Consider the following 21,164-nt stretch of genomic DNA (forward strand, 5'->3'; position numbering starts at 1 on the left):
CATCGTGAAAACCGTTCCCTTGGCCGACACTGGCATGACCACCAGCGAGATCGTGCTGGGCACGATGACCTTCGGAGCGCAGGTCGATGCAGCTACGGCGCGGCAGATGGTGGACGCCGCATGGGACGCCGGCGTCACGATGTTCGACACGTCGAACAACTACGCCGACGGCCGCAGCGAGCAGATCCTCGGCGAGTGTTTGCGGGGGCGACGCGAATCCGTGCTCGTGGCGACGAAGGGCGGGAGCCCCATCGGGCAGGCGGACGCCTCGCTTGCGGGTCTCGGGCGCAAGGCACTCACCGCCGCCGTGGAGGCGAGTCTCACCCGCCTCGAAATCGACCGCATCGATGTGTACTACCTGCATCGCCCGGACCCGAGCACTCCCTTCGAGGAGACCCTCGCGGCGCTTGCCGACCTCATGTCGGCCGGCAAGATCCGCGCTGTCGGGCAGTCGAACTTCGCGGCGTGGCAGATCACGCAGCTCAACGCGATCGCCCACGAGATCGGCGCCCCCGACGTGCGGGTATCGCAACCGATGTACAACCTGCTCGGCAGGCGGATCGAGGAGGAGTACGTCGCCTGCGCGGATTATCTGGGCCTGACGAGCATCGGCTACAACCCCCTCGCAGGGGGTCTCCTGACGGGAAAGCACCGCTTCGACGAGACGCCGACACCGGGCACGCGCTTCGATCGCGAGATCTACCGGGACAGGTACTGGAGCGAAGAGCTCTTCCGTGCCGTCTCGGAGCTCCAGGAGATCGCGCGCCAGAGCGATCTGTCGCTCATCGAGCTCGCCCTCCGCTGGGCCGTACAGCGGCCCGAGACCGACGCCGTCCTCCTCGGTGCCTCGAGCGTGGATCAGCTCACCGCCAATCTGGCGGCGGCATCCGGTCCCCCGCTCGGCGATGACGTCTTCGCGCGGTGCGACGAGGTGTGGACGACGCTGCGCGGCGCTGCGCCCGCGTACAACCGCTGACCCGCGCCCCGGCGCACGAACGAAGGACCACGCATGAAGATCACCGACATCCGCGCGACGACCGTCGCGATCCCCCTCGACGCGCCGCTGCGTCACGCCAACGGCGGCCACTGGGGCCGGTTCGTCCGCACGATCATCGAGGTCGACACGGACGAGGGCCTCACGGGTCTGGGCGAGATGCGCGGCGCCGGCGCAGCCACCGAGGACGCCTTCCTCGCACTGCGGCACTATCTGATCGGACACGACCCCTTCGATCTCGAACAGATGCGCTTCATGCTGCTCAACCCGACGGCGGCGCTATACGGCAACCGCACGCATCTGCACGCGGCGATGGAGTTCGCGTGCCTCGACCTCATGGGCAAGTACCTCGGGCTTCCCGTCTCGAAGCTCCTCGGTGGTCCCGTCCGCGATCGGATCGAGTTCGGGTCGTACCTCTTCTTCCGCTACGCCAACGAAGAGGGCAACGGCGAGATCGAGACCCCCGAGCAGCTGGCCGACTATGCCGGGCGGATGCGCGACGAGCACGGGTTCCACACCCACAAACTCAAGGGCGGCGTGTTCGCGCCGGGCCACGAGCTCGAATGCTACAACGCCGTCGGCGAGAGGTTTCCGCAGGACGGGCTGCGCTACGACCCGAACTCGGTGCTGAGCGTCGACGAGTCGATCCGCTTCGCCCGCGAGATCGACGACCTCAACAACGACTACTTGGAAGACCCGACGTGGGGGCTCAACGGCATGCGGCAGGTACGCGAGCGCACGAGCATCCCGATGGCGACCAACACTGTTGTGGTGAACTTCGAGCAGTTGGCCACCAATGTCCGCGACCCCGCGGTCGACGTCATCCTCCTCGACACCGTGTTCTGGGGTGGGATGCGGCCTTGCCTGAAGGCCGCCGGAGTGTGCGAGACGTTCCAGCTCTCCGTCGCGATGCACTCATCAGGCGAACTCGGCATCCAACTTGCCACGATGCTCCACCTCGGGGCGGTCATCCCCGCGCTGCCCTTCGCGATCGATTCTCACTACCACCACCTGCTGGACGACGTCATTGTCGGCGGCAAGATGCAGTACCGCGACGGGGCTCTCGACGTGCCGACTGGACCGGGCCTGGGCGTCGAGCTGGATCGCGAGAAGATGGAGCGCTACGCCGATCACTTCCGCAAGGTCGGCAACTACGTCTACGACCGCGACCCCAAGCGCCCAGGTTGGTTCCCGCTGATTCCCAATGAGCGTTGGGCACAGCCGTCGTGAGTGGCGTCGTCGCCGTGTCCCAGCGTGTTCCGGGCTGGGCTGTGGAAACGCTATCGGGCGCCGGCTTCGAGGTCCGCATGCGCGACAGCGACGCCCCGGCGTCGTCGGACGAGCTCGTCCGACTCGTGGAGGGTGCGCGGGGAATGGTCTCGTTCCTCACCGACCGCGTGGATTGCGCCGTGATCGAGGCGGGTGGCGCCCTCGAGGTCGTGTCGACCGTCGCGGCCGGCTATGACAACATCGACGTTGCGGCGGCGGTGGAGCGCGGAGTCGAGGTGTGCCACACGCCCGACGCGCTGACGGATGCCACTGCCGACCTGACTATGGCGCTTCTGCTGGCCGCGGCGCGGAGGCTTCCGGAGAACGATGGGTTTCTGCGCGAGGGCGGGCGCATCCTGTGGCGTCTGGAGCAGCCGCTCATGGGATTGGATGTGTCGGGAACGACGATCGGGATTGTGGGCGCCGGCAAGATCGGAACAGCTGTCGCGCGGCGCGCGCGGGCGTTCGGGATGAGGATCGTGTATACGGGCCGTTCGGGGTGGGACCGCCCAATCGAAGAGGAGCTGTCCGCGACGCGGTGCGAGCTGGACGAGCTCGTACGTACGGCGGATGTCGTCTCGCTGCACGTTCCGTTGACCGATGCCACGCGTGGCATGATCGACGCCCAGGTGCTGCAGGCGATGAAGCCGTCGGCGCTGCTGATCAACACGTCGAGAGGTGCGCTCGTGGACGAGGATGCGCTTGCCGACGCGCTGGAGTCAGGATGGATCAGCGGGGTGGGGCTCGACGTGTTTGCCGACGAGCCGGCGGTGAACGAGCGTCTCCTCGCGCTGCGGGAGCGGGTCGTGCTCACTCCTCACATGGGGAGCGCGACGGAGGGCACACGCCGGGCGATGCTCGCGACTGCCGTGGACAACGTGATCGCGGCTCTTCGAGGCTGCGCCAAGAACGTGGTCCCTCGACGATAGCCGGTGGGCGTTTTGACAAGGGAGCTTGTCTAGATGACATCATCGACCAGGCATGACATCGCGACTTGCCGTGTGAAATCTTGCGTCCATCGGAAGTGCCGGCGAGCCGAGCGGAGAGCGCCGTGACGACAGTGCTGTTCGCGCCTGACGGATTCAAAGGCTCGATCTCTGCCACGGCCGCAGCGCAGGCCCTCGCCGCGGGATGGCGTGAGTCGCGGCCAAATGATCGCCTCCTCTTCGCGCCAATGGCCGACGGAGGCGAGGGCACTCTCGATGCCTTCATCGCGGCGCACCCTAGCGCGCGCGAGATGGCCGTTGATGTGACCGGTCCGCACGGGCGTCCGGTCGCAGCGACGTGGTTACTGTTGCCAGCGTCCGACGGGATTCCTGGGGGCACGGGTGTGGTCGAGCTTGCTTCGACGTCGGGCATAGAACTGCTCGGCGATGAGCTGCGGCCCATGGACGCACACACGATAGGTTTCGGGCAGGCGATCGCTGCGGCGCTCGACGCAGGGGTATCCCGGCTCGTGCTCGCCATCGGATCGAGCTCATCCACAGACGGTGGCATCGGTATGCTCACAGCATTGGGGGCCCGCGCGATCGATGTCGACGGCCGTCCCCTCGCCCCCGGTCTGCGGGGGCTCATCGATCTCGCCGCCGTGGACATGGTGAGTATGCGGGCACTCCCGGTCGCGGGAGTGAGCGTTTTGACCGACGTCGACAGCCCCTTGACGGGGCCTGATGGAGCGGCGGCCGTTTTCGGGTCGCAGAAGGGCCTCGACACACTTGGGGTGACGCGAGCGGACACGGCACTTGCTCGACTCGCGTCGCTGGTGAACGCTGATCCAGAGTCCCCGGGTGCCGGCGCGGCTGGCGGAACAGGGCTCGCCTTGCTCGCATGGGGCGCCCAGCTGACAGTGGGCGCTGCGGAGATGTCTGCCCTTGTGGGCCTCCCCGAGAAAGCATCCCGGGCGTGCGTTGTCGTGACCGGGGAAGGGTCTTACGACGCTCAGTCAGTGAGAGGGAAAGTGCCTGCATACGTGGCCGATGTCGCGACCTCCGCAGGAGCCCGCGTCATGCTCGTTGCGGGGCGCATCAGCGCCGACGCCGACACCAGCGGATTCGTGGCCACTGCGTCCCTAACGAACATCGCCGGATCGTCGGCGGCGGCAATGAAGGATCCCGCCCGGTGGCTCCGCGAGGCGGGGCGCCGTCTCGCTGTCGATGTCGGCCCGTGATTGACGATCACCTCGGGGTATCAGCGCGCCGATCTTCGCGAACTTCCTCGCCGATGGCATGCCCGCCGGTGTCCCTGTGTCCCGACCCCGAACCGCCGCTGCCAGCATCACCGCATCCGCACGCGACGCCATCCCCGCCATCCAGCCGTAAGTCGTCCTGACAGTCCGGGGAAGTCGGCCAATCGTACATCTTGCCTGAGCTCGTCCATGATGACTGCCCTAGGCGTGGCCCCTCACGTCGGGTTACGGTGGGGCAGGATCCCACCGCAGGTCTGGGCTCGAATTCCTCTCAACCGGGACTTTTCTTCACTCGAGCGAAGGCCCTCGCGCCTCTGCGAGCAAGAATCGAGCAATGCGACCTTTCCCGAATCTTTCTCACGGCCCGAGCACAAACCTGGTGACAAAACGCCTGGTCAGACGAGAAAAGCGCCGCACAAGATGCGCGGCGCTTTTTGCTCAATCCCTTTGAACGGAACCTAAAACCTGGCTCTGACCAGGGATTTATGGCGGTGACGGTGGGATTTGAACTCATACCGCCCGGTATTTCGTAGCTGTTCGAGGGCACGCTGGGCTGTGATTCCGCAAGTTCTTGTGTTTCGGCGATGTGCTCGGAGAGCCGCGCCCCGACCGGATCTTTCTCACGGGTTTACCCGCCCACATGTAGAGGGGGTGGCATCATGCATGGGCGCTGACGCGGCGTCGCAGTGTGCGCCGCGATCTAGGTCCGAACTTTCCTCAAGGCCCGGAACGCGGCGTGCGCGATGATCATCAGAAGTCCGAGCGTGCCGACCGGAACCCCGACCATTGCCAAGATTCCCGCCCCGATGTTCGCGTCCGGCGCGGTTCGGTCCAAGAGAAGAACCACTCCAACGAGCATGGCGAAGCCGCAGCCAAGGAGAACCGTACCGATGTAGTGAGTCTTCACAATCGCCCCCAGAGTGTCAGATGCCGCTCCGAAGACCTTACGCGGGGAAAGATCCCCACGGTCGGGCATCGGCTCGACCGGTGGCCGCCTAGTGAAGGAGGCTTCAAGGGAAAACCTGTGTCCAGAGCGCCTTGTACGCTCCCGAAGGCAAAACCCGCTGTTTCGGCGATGAGCCCCTACTCCTCGGTGGGGCCGAGATCGGCGTTGGCGACGAATGACACCGAGGGCGCGATGATCTGATCCAGCTCGATGAGGACGAGTTCGTTCATGCCTGCTCGCGTGAGGGGCGCGGGCACAAAGAGGGTTCGCTGAGGCTTGCGTCGCACATACCTCCCTAGAACGAATCCATTGAGGACGGCGAAACCCGATCCGAGTGTGACCGTGTCGAGGTGCAGATCCGTCGGGGCCTCAAGCGCGAAGGAGCCGCGGAGCCCGGCCCGCCCTGTGGTCGGGCCGACGGGGGCGCGCGCGATCGTCTCGGCCAGACCCTGCAGATCGATAGGCTGCGCCTGCCACCCGGCCAGCGGCTCCCCCGAGATCACAACCCCGCCGGCGATGCCCTTCGTCTCACCGATGGAGGCGCCGTAGTTGATCCTGCCCTCGTTCTCGACGAGAACCGTGAGTGCGCGCCCCCAGGGAAGCGCTGCGGCGCGATCACCGTCCGCACGGGACAACTGCGCGACCCTCGTTCCATCCACTTCGAGCCACGCTCTGTCGCGGATCTCGCCGACGACGAGGGCGGCGGCAACCTCGCCGCCGTAGGCGCGCTCGGGTATCTCGCAGTCGTAGCGGACGAGGACCGCCTCCACGTCCAGGTCCTCGAACACAGGCGGCTCCGCATGGAGGTCACCGTTCGACCGCGGTTTCGGCAGCCAGTCACCTGTGCCTTCGAGTTCGACGCGCAACTCGGGAGAGGGCTTCGTTTCGGCCGGGTACTCCTCGGGCACCGACGCGTATCTGGCGATAACCTCCCGGAAGGCGCGGTACTTCGGCGTCGGATTCCCGGCTTCGTCCAGCGGTGCGTCGTAGTCGTACGAGGTGACGATCGGGCTGTAACTTCCCTTGTCGTTCGCACCATTCGTGACCCCGAAGTTCGTGCCACCGTGGAACATGTAGAGGTTCACCGATGCGCCCGCTGCCAGTAGCGTGTCGAGTTCGGCGGCGGAGGTCTCGGCGTCGGTGGTGTGGTGGATGCCGCCCCACCAGTCGAACCATCCGTTCCAGAACTCTGAGCACATGAGGGGCCCGGTCGGCTGGTATTCGCGGAGAGTCGCCAGACGCTCGGCGGCTCGAGAGCCAAATGATCCTGTGACGTGGAGTCCCGGGAGGCTGCCGTCGCGGAGCATGTCGGGCATCGGCTGGTCGACCGTGGTCAGCGGCACCGTGATCCCTGCATCGCGGGTCAGGTCGGTGAGCGCCTGCAGATACGCCTTGTCGGCGCCGTAGGCCCCGTACTCGTTCTCGATCTGCACCAGGATGACGTTGCCGCCGCGGTCGATCTGCCGCGGCACGACGATGTCGTACACGCGCTCGAGGTACCGCGACACCTCGGCGAGGTAGCCGGGTTCGGAGCTACGCAGGCGGATGCCGGGCATCGCGGTCAGCCACACGGGGAGGCCGCCGTTGTGCCACTCGGCGCAGATGTATGGGCCGGGCCGCACGATTGCATGCATCCCCTCCGCTGCGATCAGGTCGAGGAAGCGGCCTAGATCATTCGGGCCGGTGGTGTCCCACGCTCCCCGCACCGGCTCGTGGGCGTTCCAGGCGACGTAGGTCTCGATGGTGTTGAGGCCGAGCAGCCGTGCTTTGCGGATGCGGTCGGCCCAGTGGTCGGTGTGGACGCGGAAGTAGTGCAGCGCCCCGGCGATGATCCGGTGGGGGGAGCCATCGAGCAGGAAGTCGGATTCGCCGATGGTGAAGGTAGTCACAGTCAGTCCGTAGTCGTGGTAGTGGAGTTCGGGGAAGCGAGAGCGAACCGGATCACGGCCCGGGAGACCGTGGCGGTGCCGAACAGACGAAGCCCGGCCTCCGCCCCGGGGCACCGATGCGTATGCGAAGGAGGGCGGGTGATGACATGGCCGTATCCGGGGATAGAAGGGCGCCGAGAAGTCTTCCGCCGCGGTGGCGCGGACCGAAGCGGCGGTCTGATCGAAGGCCTACGTGACGTGAGCCGAGGAGAATGGTCTGCGTGAGTATCGGCGACGACCGCATCAGAGACGGGTTTCCCGGACAGCGGATGACCGTCTTGCCGCGGCCGCTCGTGCGGCGAGCGCTGTCGTCCTATGGCACCTCGGCGCTCGTGGTCACCGACGCAGGCTACTTCCCGCACGCCGACCGCCATGGCCGGGACCGCCCACAGGGTGCTGCCCAACTCATTCTCATCTTCTGCGCACGTGGCGCGGGATGGGTGGAAAGCGCCCGGACGCGGAGTGGCGTCCGCGCGGGTGAGTTCGTCATCATCCGACCCGAGGCCCGTCACGCCTATGGAGCGGATGACGCGGATCCTTGGACGGTCTGGTGGATGCACTTGGACGGTTATCTCGTGAACGACTGGCTCGTCATCTCCGACCTGACCGAGCCGGTGTCTGTCCGGTCGCTCGGAGACCTGACAGAGCCGCTGGGCCTCGTTCAGCAGATGATCCGGCGCATGCAGACGGACGTGACTCCCGCAAGTATGCTCGCCGCAGCAGGGGCGGCCTGGCATCTCCTGACGCTGCTTCTGGTCAGCCAGGTTCGCCCCGACTCCGCCACCGAGTCCGTCCAGTCGGCTGCCCGGTATCTGAGGGAGCACTTCGCAGACCCGGTCAGCGTCTCCGAGCTCGCCGCCATGGCGCGGCTGTCCACCTCGCACTTCTCGGCCATCTTCCGAGCCGAAGTGGGTCAATCCGTCCAGGCTTACCGCACCGACTTGCGGATGGCACGCGCCCGCGAGCTGCTTGACACGACGCCAATTCCCGTGTCCGAGATCGCTCGGATGGTGGGATACGACGACGCCTTCTATTTCGCCCGTCAGTTCAAGAAGACTCACGGCGTCGCACCCACCATCTACCGATCTCAGCGCAAAGGCTGAGGAGCGCTGTTGAGCATCGCGCGCAGCGGGAGGAGCGCGCGTTCGATCTCCCGCAGTTCAGCAAGCTTCTCCTGGTGCGGATCGCTGTCGAACAGCAGCATCGTGGGCAGACTCGTCGCGAAGAAGTCGATCCGGGTCGGCGTTGACTTCTCGACCTCGATCCACTCATCGATCTCCGCGATGATCTGTTGCGCTTGGTCTGGCCGCTCGAGCCTGAGCAACGCGGCGACCGCATCCGCGGAGTGCACGCTGAATGGCGTCACGGCCATATCCGCGAAGTCTGACAGTGATTCCGCGGCCAGCTCCCAATGCGCGCGTGCGTCCCCGTCGCGTCCCGCCGCCGCGGCGACATCCCCCCGGAGGAGTTCCAGGCGAGCGACATTGGCGAGCGGGTGTCGCTTTTCGCCGAGGTTGTCAGGGACGTCGACGGCCATCTCGGTGAACAGCGACGCCCGCTCCGGGTCGTCGGCATCGAGTGCGCGTCGCGCCAGCGCGACGCAGACGCGCTCCCACGCGGCCAGGACCTGACCCTCGCCTCCTTCCCAGGGCTGGAAGTGCCGCTGTTGAAGCACCGTGCATGCTTCGTCCTCTCTACCGACGTCGGCGAGGAGGCTCGCCCTGGTGACGATGAGGTCATCCCGTTCGGTGAGCGCATCGGGGAACGACTCCAGTGCGGCGAGTCGCTCGAGTGCGCTCACGCCAAGACGCGCGGAGAGCTGGTCCCGTTCGAACAGCAGCTTTGCGTCTCCGTAAGAGAGGCTGAGCGCTTCGACGTAGTGTTTCGCGGCCGCCACTGCGTCGCAGCGTCCGTTGAAGTGCGCGACGGCGAGATTGCGGTGGGCAACGGCCGCATCCTTCGGCGTGAGCCCCGCCTTGATCGCCTCCTCATAGAGGCGGATCGCAGCCTCGCCGTCTCGGACGTGGTACATCCAGTTGCCGAGCATGAGCGCGCTCACGGCTTTCGATCCGGCGCTCTCGAGTCCATCTCGAACCACGTCGACGTCGCGGAGACGCGAGGCGAGACAGGTGCCGACGGTGAGCGAACCCGCGCGGGAGCGCTCTGCATCGGCCTCGTCCCGCCGGCCCGCAGCCTCCAGGACAGCGGCCCGATGAAGCCCCACGAGAGGTCCGATATGTTCCTGACTCGGCCGGGCGTCGATGTCGAGCCGATCAGCGAGATCGAGCATCTCGATCGCCCGATCGTGCTCGCCGAGGTCAGCGTATTCGATGGCGACATCGAGAGCGATCGTGGCGTCTTCGGTGACATGTTCCTCGCCCGCAAGGTGTCTCGCCCAGGCGTCGAGGGGATCGATGCTCCGAGTGCCGTCGATGACCTCCCGCGCCTCCGCCGTCCGACCGCGGTGCTGGAGGACGACGCCGAGAATGTTGCGGGCTCGGAGGTGATCGCGGCGAGTGGACAGGGTCGACTCGAGAAGACGCTGGGCGGCCAACAGGTTCCCCTCGCGCAGGTGAAGGCGAGCGAGACAGACGCGGGCGGGCACGGCGAATGCGTCATCCCAGCTGGCACGCCCGAAACGCTCTTTCGCATGCGCCAGGCGACCCGTGCGCTCCGCAGCGAGACCCGCGACGTAGTGCGCCTCTCCGCTGACCGGCGTGGGGGTCCAGCGCGTACGACGGCGCACCGAGCTCTCCGCGTGCGTCAGCGCACGCTCGTAATCTGCCCGACCGAGCGCGTCCCATGCGAGCGCCAGGTGCGCGCGCGACTCACCGGGATCGCGCCGCAGAACCTCGTTCCAGTAGGGAATCGGCGACCGTGTCGCGTGGCGGTACTGGGTGAGGTATGCCGCAACGTAGACCAGTTCGTCCAGCGTGTGAATTTCGTCGGGATGAGGAGGCTCCGAAGCGGGATCGGGAGCGGTCGCGTCCGCGGCGGCCCTGCGCGAATTCAGTACGGAGGCGACGTCCACACGAAGAGCGAGAATCCCCTCGCGGAAGAGCTCGACCTTGGCGGTGTCGTCGGCAACGCGGAGCTCCTCCACCGAATGGGTACTGAGTCGGTGCTCGCTGAGGCTCCAATCCGAGCCGTCGCCCGAGGACTGACGGACGACAAGCTGTTCGATGTCCTCAGTCGCAATCATCGAGAGGACGAGGTTTCCGCCGCGGTCTCGGAGCGAGACGGCGAGCCGGTCGTCCGCGGCATGTGCCGGTCCAATCCCCGTAATCGGGTACCAGACCTGCCGGAAGCTCTTGGTCTCCCCCGGCGCCAGGAAGGCGAAGTCTGGTTGGTTGTCCGTGTAGACACCCGCCATGAGTTCTACGTAGGGACCGTCGGTGTCGGTGAGGTTCGCGTCCCAGGCGTGCCCGAAAGGCGCGTCGCCCCACGTCCACTGCTTCTTCCCGGGCGAGATCTCGCGCGGCGCCCAGTGGATGAACCCCGCGTCACGCCCGTGGTCGTAGCCGCCGAAAAATTCGTGGTCGGACTCCACCACCATGTAGGACGTCGGCACCGGGATGTTGCGGTACCAGTCGATCCGCCCTGCGTCGCCCCCCGACTCGACAGCCCGCGCGGCGTAGTCCACGCCGTAGTAGGGAGTCTTCGGCGCCGGATACGTGGCGGTTGCCCGCTTTGCGTGATCCGCGATCCATTGGACGTCCGGTGGGAAGAAGCTCTGGTAGTCATCGTTCACCGCGGCCGCGACATTCGCCCACCAGAGGAAGGTCTGCGGCCGGTCGTCACGGTTGTGCAGCCGGACGTCCACTTCGATTCGGGATGAGTCCGGTCGCAGACGGACGCCGTGCATCCCTTTCATCCGCGCGAAGGGGTCGTGGTCTGAGCACCAGACAACGACGGAGCCATCCGGTTCGATCTCCAGTTCCACATCGGTCGGAAGAAATGTGGCCGGACGGTGATGCTGCGGCCAGTTGAACTCCACACCTCCCGAGATCCAGGGACCGGCGAGACCCACGAGCGCGGGCTTGATGACGTTGTTCCGGTAGAAGATGTCGTAATCGACGGCCTTGTCGTATGCGACGTGGATACGCCCACCCAGCTCGGGCAGGACGACCAGCCTCAGCCAGTCGTTCTCAAGATGCACGGCGCGCCACGAGTGGGGACGCTTGTGGGAGTCGATGCGCTCATGGAAGGGGAGCGGATAGACGCGTCCGGACGATCCCTGGTACACGCGGTTTCGGAAGAATGACGGGTAGGACGACGGCGTTTCGGGCAGGTAGGAGTCGATGAGAATCGGCTCTTCCCAGATGGCTGCGGTTCCCGGCGACCGATCCGGCGCAGGAGGCAGATTGAAGGCAGACGGCGACGCGGCGGACATTACTCTCCCTTGATTCGCGCGTTGAGACGGGTCTGGAAGGCGACATTCGCCCAGCCAGGATGATGAGGGGCACTGTTCGAACCGACCAGGAGACCGTCGAACCCGAGAGCGATCGCGGCGTCGACGACACGCTCCGCGAAGTACTGCCCGACCGGTCCGTCCTCGAACTCGGCCTCCAGCGGCGTGTATCCGATCCACCCCTCGCCGATGACAGCCGGAACCCCGTGGTGATCCGCCCAGATCTTCGTAGCAAGCAGACGGTGCTTCGCGGCCTGGAGCATGGCCTCCTCATGCGCGCTGTAGTGCCGGTAGAGCCAGGCATCCCACCGCACGGGATCGACCCAGTCGTAGGCGTAGAACATGCTGGGGCTGATCCCCGTGGCTGCCAGCCTCCATGGCTCGATCGCGTGAGACCAGTCCCCGAACGCGGGTGCGTCGTCGCGGATCAAGGACAGCATCTCCTCAGAGGGGAAGACAGGAGCAGGTGCGCGCACCTGCGCCCACTGCTCTAGAGCGCCGAGGACGCCGTACACGTAGATATGCATGTGGGCGATCTGCGCGTTGTCCGGCACGGCCCCCATGTCAAGGTACGGCGTGATCCCGTAGGAGATCGTCGACAGCACATCGGGCTGTTGCTCTTGCAGCCAATCGAGCGCGGCAGTGATGTACGGGCGCTGCGTCCAGTAGGTGTTCTCCTGGGCAGATCCGACATCCTTCAGACGACTCAGGTCCACCTCGTTGTGCAGCTCGACGTAGGCGATGGTGTCTCGATGACCTTCGGCGATTAGTTCGTCGAGCATCCGGCACCAGGCTTTCGCCAGCGCCATATGGCGCTTTTCCGGGTCGATGGCGGTGATCATCTCGTGCCAGTCTGCGGTGGAAGCGAAAGCGGGACTTTGCTGGTATTCCCACGACGACAGGATGATGGTGAACCCGTGCCGCCGCGCACTGTCGAACAGCTCGGTCAATCGCGCTCGGAGGTCGAGCCCCTCGAGGCCGGACACGTCGTACCATCGGGTGCGGTCGCCGACCCCACCCCCCATGGGTACGATGTCCAGTCTCGTGGGGTCGAGGTCATGGTCACCGAAGAGCAGGAGCGGCGCCGCGCATATCCGGACACAGTTGTAGCCGCGCTCGGATGCCTCGACAAAGGCCCGGTCGAGGTCGGAGAACGGCTCGCCCGGCGCGGCCCGGGTGTACCAGGAGAAGTCCCACAGCGACATCGCGAGCTTTTGGCCCGGAACCCATCGGGACGGGGAGGTGTCAGACATGAATGTTCCTTTCGCGGGCACCACGAATGCCCCTTGGAGGACGGCGAGATGAGGAAGACAGGTACCGCGGTGTCAGCCCTTGACGCTGCCCTCGGTCAGACCTCCGCGCCAGTACTTCTGCAGCGCGGCGATCGCGATCATGATCGGCACAACGGAAAGAAGCGCGCCGGTGACGGTCAGTTGCGCAAGCTCGGGATTCCGATCGGCAACACTCTGCCAGCCGTAGAGGCCCAGTGTGATCGGGTAAAGCGAGGGATCCGACAGCATCACAAGTGGGAGGAAGAAGTTGTTCCAGATGCCGACGAACTGGAAGAGGAGGACAGTGACGGCCGCAGGAGTCATCACGCGGAGAACGATCGTGACGAAGATGCGTGCTTCGCCCGCACCGTCCAGCCGAGCCGCCTCCAGCAGAGAATCCGAAACTGCCGCGGTGGCATAAATCCGTCCTAGGTACACACCGAACGGACTGACCATCGACGGGATGAGCACCGCCGCGTAGGTGTTCACGATTCCGACTTCGCTCGCCATGAGAAAGAGGGGGAGCGCGAGCGCCGTCGGGGGGATCATCACGCCAGCCAGGATCACCCCGAATGCGAACTCCCGCCCTTTGAACTCGATCTTGGCGAAGGCGTAGCCGGCAGCGATGGCCGTGAGAGTGGCGACGACGGCACCAACCCCTGAGTACAGCAGGCTGTTCACGGCCCACCGCAGGAAGATGCCGCCATCCCGAGTCAGGACGAGCTGAATGTTCTCGAAGTACTGCGGGTTGAAGAACCAGAGGCCGCTCGATCCGAAGAGACCGGCCGTGTTCTTGGACGCAGCCACCACGAGCCAGTACACGGGGAACAGGAAGTACACCGCCGCGACGGCGAGCCCTGCGATGACGAGGATTCGTGACGTCGCCGAACGAGGCATAGCGGGACGATGCACGCGAGTGGCTGCGGTCGGTGATTCCGTGTTCGGGCGGCGGGTGGTCGTCTCCGTGATGCTCATGCGGACCTCCGGTTGACGATGCGCAGGAAGCCGAACGAGAGCAGGCCCGCCATGACGGCCAGAATCACCGCTTGCGCGGCGGCAAGGTTGTAGTTGTTGTTGGCGAAGGCTTCGTTGTATGCAGCGAGGTTGGGCGTGAAGGTGGACGAGATTGCGCCGGACAGCGGCCTTAACACGAGCGGCTCAGCGAAGAGTTGCAGGCTCCCGATGATGGTGAAGACGGTGATCAGCACCACCGCTGGCCGGATGAGGGGAAGCTTGATCCGCGTGACAACCTGCCACGCATTCGCGCCGTCGATGCGAGCTGCCTCGAACAGGTCCGTGTCGATGGACTTCAGTTGCGCGACCAGGACGAGCACGTTGTAGCCCGCGAACTGCCAGGTGACGATGTTCGCGATCGACCAGAGAACAGACCCGGCATCCAACGGCGTCAGCGTGACACCGAAGAGGCTGGCGACATCGATCAGAGGGCTCAGACCCGGGGTATAGAGGAAACCCCAGAGTATCGAGGCGATGACACCCGGGATGCCGTACGGCAGGAAGTAGGCGGTTCGGAAGAATCGCGTTCCTCGTGCCGACGCGGCGTCGAGGAGGAGCGCGAGTGTCGTCGCGAGTACGACCATCAGCGGCACCTGGATCGCCGCGAAGACCAGGACACGCACCAGACTCGCGACGAACGCTTCGTCAGTGAAGGCTGCGACGTAATTCTGCAGACCGACGAAGACCGGGGCGGCGTCAGCCTGCCCGAACGGCCCCGACCGCTCGATACCGATAACGCTCTGGTACACGGCATAAAGAATGGGAGCAACGATTGTCGCCAAGAATAGAACGGTGAAGGGGCCGAGAAACAGCGCGACCGACAGACGTCGACGTGTACGCGTCGTAGACATGGGTTTCCTTTCGAAGGACGGGCGGTCCCGCCGGAACGGGACCGCCCGGAGCCTGGTCAGGTCAGGAACCGGCCCGCACCTTGAGACCCTTCGCCTCGAGGTCCTTGATCGTCTGCTCCTGGGCGCCTCGAACCACATCCATCAATGTGCCTTCACCTGCGATCGCGGCGGAGAAGCCGTCATTGAGATAGGTGTAGGTGGCGGAGGTCGTCGGGATCCAGCCCCAGTCGTTGTTGATGGACTGGTCGGACTGGACGAAGACGTCCCGGTTGGCGTTCTGGCCGCCGAGGAACTCTTCGTCGACGTCGAGCGCGGACCCTTCCAGTCCGTCCTTCGTCGAAGGCCAGCCGTATCCACCAGCGATAAGGAGGTCGATGCTCTCGGGGTCGGTGTTGAGCCAGTACGAGAAGGCGTAGGCCTCCTCCGGGTGCTCCGTGCCCTCCAGGACCGCGGTTGCCGAGCCTCCCCAGTTCGCGGAAGCGAACTCCGTCGCGTCGCTCCACTGCGGCAACGGGGCGACGCGCCACAGCCCGGAGGTGTCCGGGGCGTTACCCGCCAGAACTGCTCCACCCCACTGCGCAGAGGGCCATCCAACGATGCGGCTCTCCTGCAGAGCGGCGTACCAGCCGTTGGCGAAGTCCGGCTCGGTGGCGACGACACCCTCGTCCAGAAGGCCCTGCCAGTACTCGGCGACCTTCATCGTCTCGGGCGAGTCAATGTTCACGGTCCAGGTGTCGCCGTCAAGGCCGAACCACTCCGCGCCCGCCTGCCAGGCCAGAGCGGTGAACCACGCGGAGTTCGCCGGCGGGAACGTGTTCAAGTAGCGATCGGGGTCACTGGCGTGCACGACCCGCGCTACATCGGCGTACTCTTCCCACGTGGTCGGGGGTTCGAGGCCGAGTTCCGCGAAGATGTCTTCGCGGTAGTACAGACCCATGGGTCCAGAGGCCTGGGGAACACCGTAGATGGCGTCGCCGAAGGTCGTTTGACTCACCTGCCAGTCGATGAATTCGTCCGCCTGCTCGGCCATTCCTAGGGGTGCGAGGTCGATTAAGCCGCCTTCGAGGACGAACCCGGGCATTTCCTGGTACTCGACCTGGCTAATGTCAGGGGCACCCGAGCCGGCCTGCAGGGCGGAGTAGATCTTTGCGTACGTGCCGTTGCTTCCTGCCGGAACTGCCTCAAGCGTGACCTGCACGTCGGGGTTCTCCTCGTTCCACAGGTCGACTGCCGCATCGATCCCGGGCACCCACGACCAGAAGGTCAGTTCGACCGGTCCGGCATCTTCGCCGGAGTCGGAGGGCGCCGAGCACCCGGTGACGGCCAGCGCCCCGGCAGCTACCGCTGCGACCAGAGTGAATCGTCTGCTGTTCATTAACTCTCCTCATTGAGTAGCCAGCCGACCGATACTCAACGGCTGACTCAGGGACGTCGTCGGAGTCGGGCGATCCTCGACGAGTTCAGGTTAGACAGCTGGATCGGCGTGGCAGACAGCACATCACGATGGACAATCTGGACGATTCGCTGGGAACAATCATTGCCACGATCGACCGGATCAGCGATTCATCCAGGATTAACGTTGCTCTCTCCTTCGAGCTGGTCTGAAACAAAGCAACTGTGGTCTGTGGGCTTTGGCCCCCTCGCCCGCCCTGCGCCGGCAGAGGTGAGAACGATGACACAAAGGAGTGGTCGAATGGGCCGACGGTCGAGAACTGTCGCAGCAACCGCAACACTGGCGATCGCGCTACCGATGGGAGTTGCCTTTGGGGCGGCTCCCGCATACGCGGCAGGTGAGGTCGAGATCGACCCGTCCGTCGAGGGGACCCCTTTCGGAGGGTGGGGAACGAGCCTGGCATGGTCGGCGAATTACACCGGCGACTGGTCGAACCGCGAGGAACTCGCGGATCTGCTCTTTGCCAACGATCTGAACAGCCCGAGTCTCGGGTTGAACATCGCACGCTACAACATTGGCGGCGGAGACGCGCCCGAGTTCGCGGGGACCCTGCGACCCGGCGCGGAGGTTCCGGGCTACCGATCCGGTCCAGACGAACAGTACAACTGGGAGGCGGACCCCCGGCAACGGTGGTGGCTCGACGCCGCAAAGGCGCGGGTTCCCGCCGACGACTTCATCGTCGATGCCATCGCCTACTCCGCGCCCTACTGGATGACGCAGTCGGGCCGCTCGATCGGCAACACCGATGGCAGTCAGGACAACCTCCTGTCCGGCTACGAAGACGAGTTCGCCAACTACCTCGCTGACGTCACGGAGCACTTCGCGGAGCAGGGAACGGAGTTTCGTGTGTTGAGCCCGCTCAACGAGCCGAGCACGAACTACTGGTCCACCGCGGGTCGTCAGGAAGGCATGCATGTCTCGCCTGGCGCGAACCAGGCTGCTCTTCTGGACGCGACGTACGAAGCACTCGCCGCTCGCGGTTTGTCGACAGGATTGAGCGCCGTCGACGAAACCAGCATCGACCTGTCGATCTCGGACCTCCGCGCGCTGCAGGCCGCCGGCTTCGACATGTCCAGGGTCGACCAGATCAATGCGCACACGTACTCCGGAGGCGATCGGGATGCGCTGCATCAGATGGCGGTCGGATCGGGCGAGAAGCGTCTGCAGATGTCCGAGGTGACGATCCCCGGAGGTTCATTCAATCCGCAGGCCATCAGTGCGTCCCTCTCCTTCGCCAGCGCGCTGACGACTGACCTAAAGCAGCTTCGTCCTGATGAGTGGGTCTACTGGCAAGCGCTCGAGTCCGAGGCCGAATCCATTGCAGGGGACGGCAACTGGGGTCTGGTCCACTACACCTCCGATGGGAGTGAGGAGTACTCGATCACGCGAAAGTTCCACGCATTCCGTCAGTACACGAACTTCATCCGTCCGGGGTCGACCTTCCTGTGGAACTCCGGCTCGAGCACGGTGAGCGCACTCAACGAGGACCGTGACGAGCTGACCATTGTGACGTTCAACAACGGGTCGTCACCGCAGGCGGCGTCATTCGACCTCGGTAAGTTCGCGGCGGTCGGAGCAGAGGCTCGGGTCTTCCGAACGTCCGCCACCGAGGACCGCGCAGAGGTCGCAGCCGCACCGGTGGCCGGCGACACGCTCGACGTCAGCCTGCCGGCCCGGTCGATCAGCACATTCGTCGTCCCGGTGGAGATGCCGGCGATTCCCGAGGTCGCGAACGGCACCTTCGAGCTGGGCGACCCCGGCCAGGAAATTCCCGGCTGGCTGACCCGCGGTGGGGACACGTACGGTTCGCAGATCACGGCGGATTACACACAGCGCGGCGGGATCTCCGGCGGCGAGCTGGAACTGGTTCACTACGGGACTGACCCCTACACCGTCACCACGTACCAGGACCTTCGGGTTGCTCCCGGCATGTACACGGTTCGCGCGGAGGCGCGCTCTAATGGCGGCACGGATGTCGCGCAGCTGGTCGCGTCGTCCGGTGAGAGCCGCGCTACCGCGCCCGTCCCCAACGACGAGGCATTCTCGGGTATCGCTGCAGAGAACGTCGAAGTCCTCGACGGCACGCTTCGGATCGAACTTGAAACGAGATCTCCGGGGAACCGATGGGTCGCGTTCGACAATGTGACCATCGAACGCCAGGTGTCCCCCGCTGCAACCCTCGCCGCGTCCGCTGTCGGCGATGCGACCGAGGGATCCACGGTGCAGATCGCCGCAACCGCGACCGACCGATATGGTCAGTCTCTCGGTGACGTTTCGGACTCCGTCGAGGTCACAAGCGACAACGCCACAGACCGGGTGGACGGGGCATCCGTCACACTTGGTGAGCCGGGCACGCGCACCCTAACCGTGACCCTCCCCGGCAGCGACGCGACGGCGGCCGTCGAGGTCGACGTGATCGCAGCTCCGGAGGAGTCGTCGCTCGATGTGACGGCCGAGGCGGCGACCCGCTGCGCCGCCGGCAAGGTGCAGGTTACCGTCAAGGTCACCAACAACGACGACGTCGCGGTCCAGGTCGCGGCGGTGTCGGAGTACGGCACCAAGACGTTCGCCTCCGTCGCCCCCGGCAAGTCGGCCACCCACGCCTACACCACCCGCGCCACGAACATCGCCGGCGGCGAGGTCGATGTGACCGCGAGTGCGACCGTCGACGGGCAGCCCGTCTCGACGCTCATGTCGGCACCCTACGACAGCCGCACCTGCGGCTAGCGACCCCCTCCGGGGTCGGGCGATCGCCCGGCCCCGGACCCTCGCATCGTTCGTCGACCCACCGGGTCGATTGAACTCGCGAGTTGTTCTCGGCAACATCTGCTCGGGCGGCGAAGCCGCCGCCCGAAGAACGGAGCAAGACGATGAAGTTCCCCCAGGGCCTTTCGGCCCGGATCGCCGTGGCAGCCGCCGGTGGCCTCCTGCTGGCCGGCGGCGCGAGCGCTGCGATCGCCGATGAGCTCGACACCGGCGACGTCGACGTCACGGTCGACATCGAATCGACGGATGACGGCGCGCTGACCCTGACCGTCGGCGGTACGTCGACGAGCCTCGCCGAGGTGGTCTCGGGCGACCCGACCATCCGGCAGTTCGACGGTCAGCTGCCCCAGGTGACCGTCAGCGACACCCGCGACCCCGACAGCATCCCGGACGGATCCTTCTGGTCGGTGTACGGCCAGGCGACCGACTTCGTCGGCCAGGACGGCCAGCCGGACATCCCGGCCGAGAATCTCGGCTGGACGCCCGAGGTGCTCGGCGACTACGAGTACATCACCGAGGGCGACCCGATCGGCACGGTTCTCGACGACGGCCCCGAGGCCAACGTCGGACTGGTCGAGGGCGAGCTGCTGTACTCGGCGTTCACCTCCGAGGACGCCGTCAACGAGGGCAACACCTCGTGGTCGGCGACCGCCGGTCTGACGCTCAAGACGGACGCGGATGTCGCTCCGGGCGCCTATGCCTCGGTGCTGACCATCTCGCTGTTCGAAGACATCGGCTGACCCGCAGCCGACGTCCTTTCGGATCTACCCATCGTAAGGGAGGGGGTCGAGGTCTGCCCATGGATCTCGACCCTCTCCGGTCATCCCCCACCCCCCGGATGAGTGAAGGAACACGTTCATGCGCCGACGAATGACGCCCGCCGGTCTGGTCGCGGCGATCGGACTGTTAGGCGCGTCGCTCCTGGGTATCGAGCCGGCGGCCGCAGCGGTGCCGGCAGCCCAGGCGCCGGCCGGCGCGTCGACGGCAGGCGCGGTGACGGGCGACGTGGTGACGACTGCGGCAGGGCTCGCCGGCCCCTCCGACACCGAAGACGAGATCACCTGGGCGGTCACGCCCGCCGACGAGAGCGGCCCCGATCAGCGCGGTGTGATCGAGCAGGAACTCGATCCGGGCCAGTCGCGCACCGATCGCTTCGCGGTCCGCAACTTCAGCGCCATCCCCGTCACCTTCGCATTGAGCGCCGCGGACGGGTACTACTCCGACAACGGCCGCTTCACGATGCTCCCCTCGAGTGAGCCGTCGACCCTGGCCGGCACCTGGATCAGCCTTCCCGACTCGGTCACCGTCGAACCCGGCGGCACGACCGTCGTAGAGTTCACGACCTCGGTTCCCGACGACGCCCTGCCCGGCGACCACGCGGCCGGGATCGCGGCCTCGGTGCTGTCCGCGGGCACCGACTCGTCGGGCACCGGTGTCGGCGTCGAAAGCCGCGTCGGATTCCGCATCACCACCCGTGTCACCGGAGAGCTCACCCCCGCCGCGACGGTGCAGGCAGTGGCCGGCTCCTACGACCTGTCGTGGAACCCGTTCCGCCCCGGCGAAGCCACGGTGTCGTTCGAGGTCACCAACTCCGGCAACACCGCCGTGCAGGCCCAGGGCACCCTGACGGCGGGAACGGCCGCGGCGGATTTCCCCGCCCCGGGTGAAGCCGTGCAGCAGCTCCTCCCCGGCGAGACGCGCACGATCACGCTGGCTCTCGCCGGCGTCTGGCCGACGGTCGTCGTGCCTCTGGCCGTCGACCTCGCGCCCTCCGCGCGCGACTTCGCCGGAGCCGACCTTCCGGTCGACCCCAGCGCCGCATCGGCGACGCTGTGGGCCCTACCCCTTCCGCAGCTCGTTCTCCTCACCGGACTCGTCCTCCTCCTCGCGGCGCTCCTCTGGCGCCGGCGCCGCTCCCGAGCCCGCCTTGCGGCGGCAGTCAACGCGGCCCGCGAGGAAGGCATTGCGGCCGCTCGTGGAGATGCCCGTGAAGTCGACGAACCTCCCTACGCCGGAGCCTCTGACGCCGCCAGCTCACCGCAGACCGCCAACTCTCACCCCCGGGAGATCAAGTGA

The 21,164-nt window shown here is 66.0% G+C and carries 14 protein-coding genes; 8 read left to right on the plus strand and 6 right to left on the minus strand.

The features are described from left to right. The first annotated feature begins 34 nt into the window (after nt 1-34). The 4 genes from QSU92_RS07325 (at nt 35) to QSU92_RS07340 (ending at nt 4,430) form a co-directional block, all read left to right on the plus strand. The gene (locus QSU92_RS07325) at nt 35-976 is read left to right on the plus strand and encodes an aldo/keto reductase (RefSeq protein ID WP_289265519.1); all 942 of its coding nucleotides are present in this window, start codon (nt 35-37) and stop codon (nt 974-976) included. A 33-nt stretch (nt 977-1,009) separates the two neighbouring features. After that, a complete protein-coding gene (locus tag QSU92_RS07330) occupies nt 1,010-2,224 on the plus strand; it encodes an enolase C-terminal domain-like protein (RefSeq protein ID WP_289265520.1) in 1,215 nt (404 codons plus the stop codon). 14 nt (nt 2,225-2,238) lie between these two features. After that, nucleotides 2,239-3,192, plus strand: a complete 954-nt coding sequence (locus QSU92_RS07335; RefSeq protein WP_289265521.1) for a 2-hydroxyacid dehydrogenase — start codon at nt 2,239-2,241, stop codon at nt 3,190-3,192. Between the two features lie 131 nt (nt 3,193-3,323). Further along, the gene (locus QSU92_RS07340; protein ID WP_333783462.1) at nt 3,324-4,430 is read left to right on the plus strand and encodes a glycerate kinase; all 1,107 of its coding nucleotides are present in this window, start codon (nt 3,324-3,326) and stop codon (nt 4,428-4,430) included. Between the two features lie 1,101 nt (nt 4,431-5,531). On the opposite strand, the gene QSU92_RS07345 is transcribed toward QSU92_RS07340, so the two are convergent. Continuing rightward, entirely contained in the window at nt 5,532-7,283 is a 1,752-nt protein-coding gene (locus QSU92_RS07345; protein ID WP_289265523.1) for a glycoside hydrolase family 35 protein, read from the minus strand. A gap of 260 nt (nt 7,284-7,543) precedes the next feature. Here QSU92_RS07345 and QSU92_RS07350 point away from each other — a divergent pair, with 260 nt between their 5' ends. Further along, a complete protein-coding gene (locus QSU92_RS07350; RefSeq protein ID WP_289265524.1) occupies nt 7,544-8,425 on the plus strand; it encodes a helix-turn-helix domain-containing protein in 882 nt (293 codons plus the stop codon). Here QSU92_RS07350 and QSU92_RS07355 read toward each other — a convergent pair. From QSU92_RS07355 to QSU92_RS07375, 5 genes are all read right to left on the minus strand, one after another. Further along, nucleotides 8,410-11,715, minus strand: a complete 3,306-nt coding sequence (locus tag QSU92_RS07355; RefSeq protein ID WP_289265525.1) for a DUF5107 domain-containing protein — start codon at nt 11,713-11,715, stop codon at nt 8,410-8,412. The two genes, QSU92_RS07350 and QSU92_RS07355, sit on opposite strands and share 16 nt — an antisense overlap. Beyond that, nucleotides 11,715-12,986: a cellulase-like family protein gene (locus QSU92_RS07360; RefSeq protein ID WP_289265526.1), complete on the minus strand. Its 1,272-nt coding sequence runs from the start codon at nt 12,984-12,986 to the stop codon at nt 11,715-11,717. The genes QSU92_RS07355 and QSU92_RS07360 overlap by 1 nt, the downstream gene beginning before the upstream one ends. Before the next feature lie 72 nt (nt 12,987-13,058). Beyond that, nucleotides 13,059-13,979, minus strand: a complete 921-nt coding sequence (locus QSU92_RS07365; RefSeq protein ID WP_422880422.1) for a carbohydrate ABC transporter permease — start codon at nt 13,977-13,979, stop codon at nt 13,059-13,061. Continuing rightward, entirely contained in the window at nt 13,976-14,869 is an 894-nt protein-coding gene (locus QSU92_RS07370; RefSeq protein WP_289265528.1) for a carbohydrate ABC transporter permease, read from the minus strand. Before QSU92_RS07370 ends, QSU92_RS07365 begins: the two co-directional genes overlap by 4 nt. 61 nt (nt 14,870-14,930) lie before the next feature. Further along, nucleotides 14,931-16,244 carry an ABC transporter substrate-binding protein gene (locus QSU92_RS07375; RefSeq protein ID WP_289265529.1) on the minus strand — a complete coding sequence of 438 codons (1,314 nt, stop codon included), beginning with the start codon at nt 16,242-16,244 and terminating at the stop codon, nt 14,931-14,933. Nucleotides 16,245-16,562: 318 nt separating this feature from the next. On the opposite strand from QSU92_RS07375, the gene QSU92_RS07380 reads away from it, so the two are divergent. The 3 genes from QSU92_RS07380 (at nt 16,563) to QSU92_RS07390 (ending at nt 21,164) form a co-directional block, all read left to right on the plus strand. After that, nucleotides 16,563-19,049 carry a glycoside hydrolase gene (locus QSU92_RS07380; RefSeq protein WP_289265530.1) on the plus strand — a complete coding sequence of 829 codons (2,487 nt, stop codon included), beginning with the start codon at nt 16,563-16,565 and terminating at the stop codon, nt 19,047-19,049. Nucleotides 19,050-19,192: 143 nt separating this feature from the next. Then, a complete protein-coding gene (locus tag QSU92_RS07385; RefSeq protein WP_289265531.1) occupies nt 19,193-19,828 on the plus strand; it encodes a hypothetical protein in 636 nt (211 codons plus the stop codon). Between the two features lie 118 nt (nt 19,829-19,946). After that, a complete protein-coding gene (locus QSU92_RS07390; RefSeq protein ID WP_289265532.1) occupies nt 19,947-21,164 on the plus strand; it encodes a hypothetical protein in 1,218 nt (405 codons plus the stop codon).

It is taken from the genome of Microbacterium sp. ET2, assembly GCF_030347395.1.
Classification (GTDB): domain Bacteria; phylum Actinomycetota; class Actinomycetes; order Actinomycetales; family Microbacteriaceae; genus Microbacterium; species Microbacterium albipurpureum.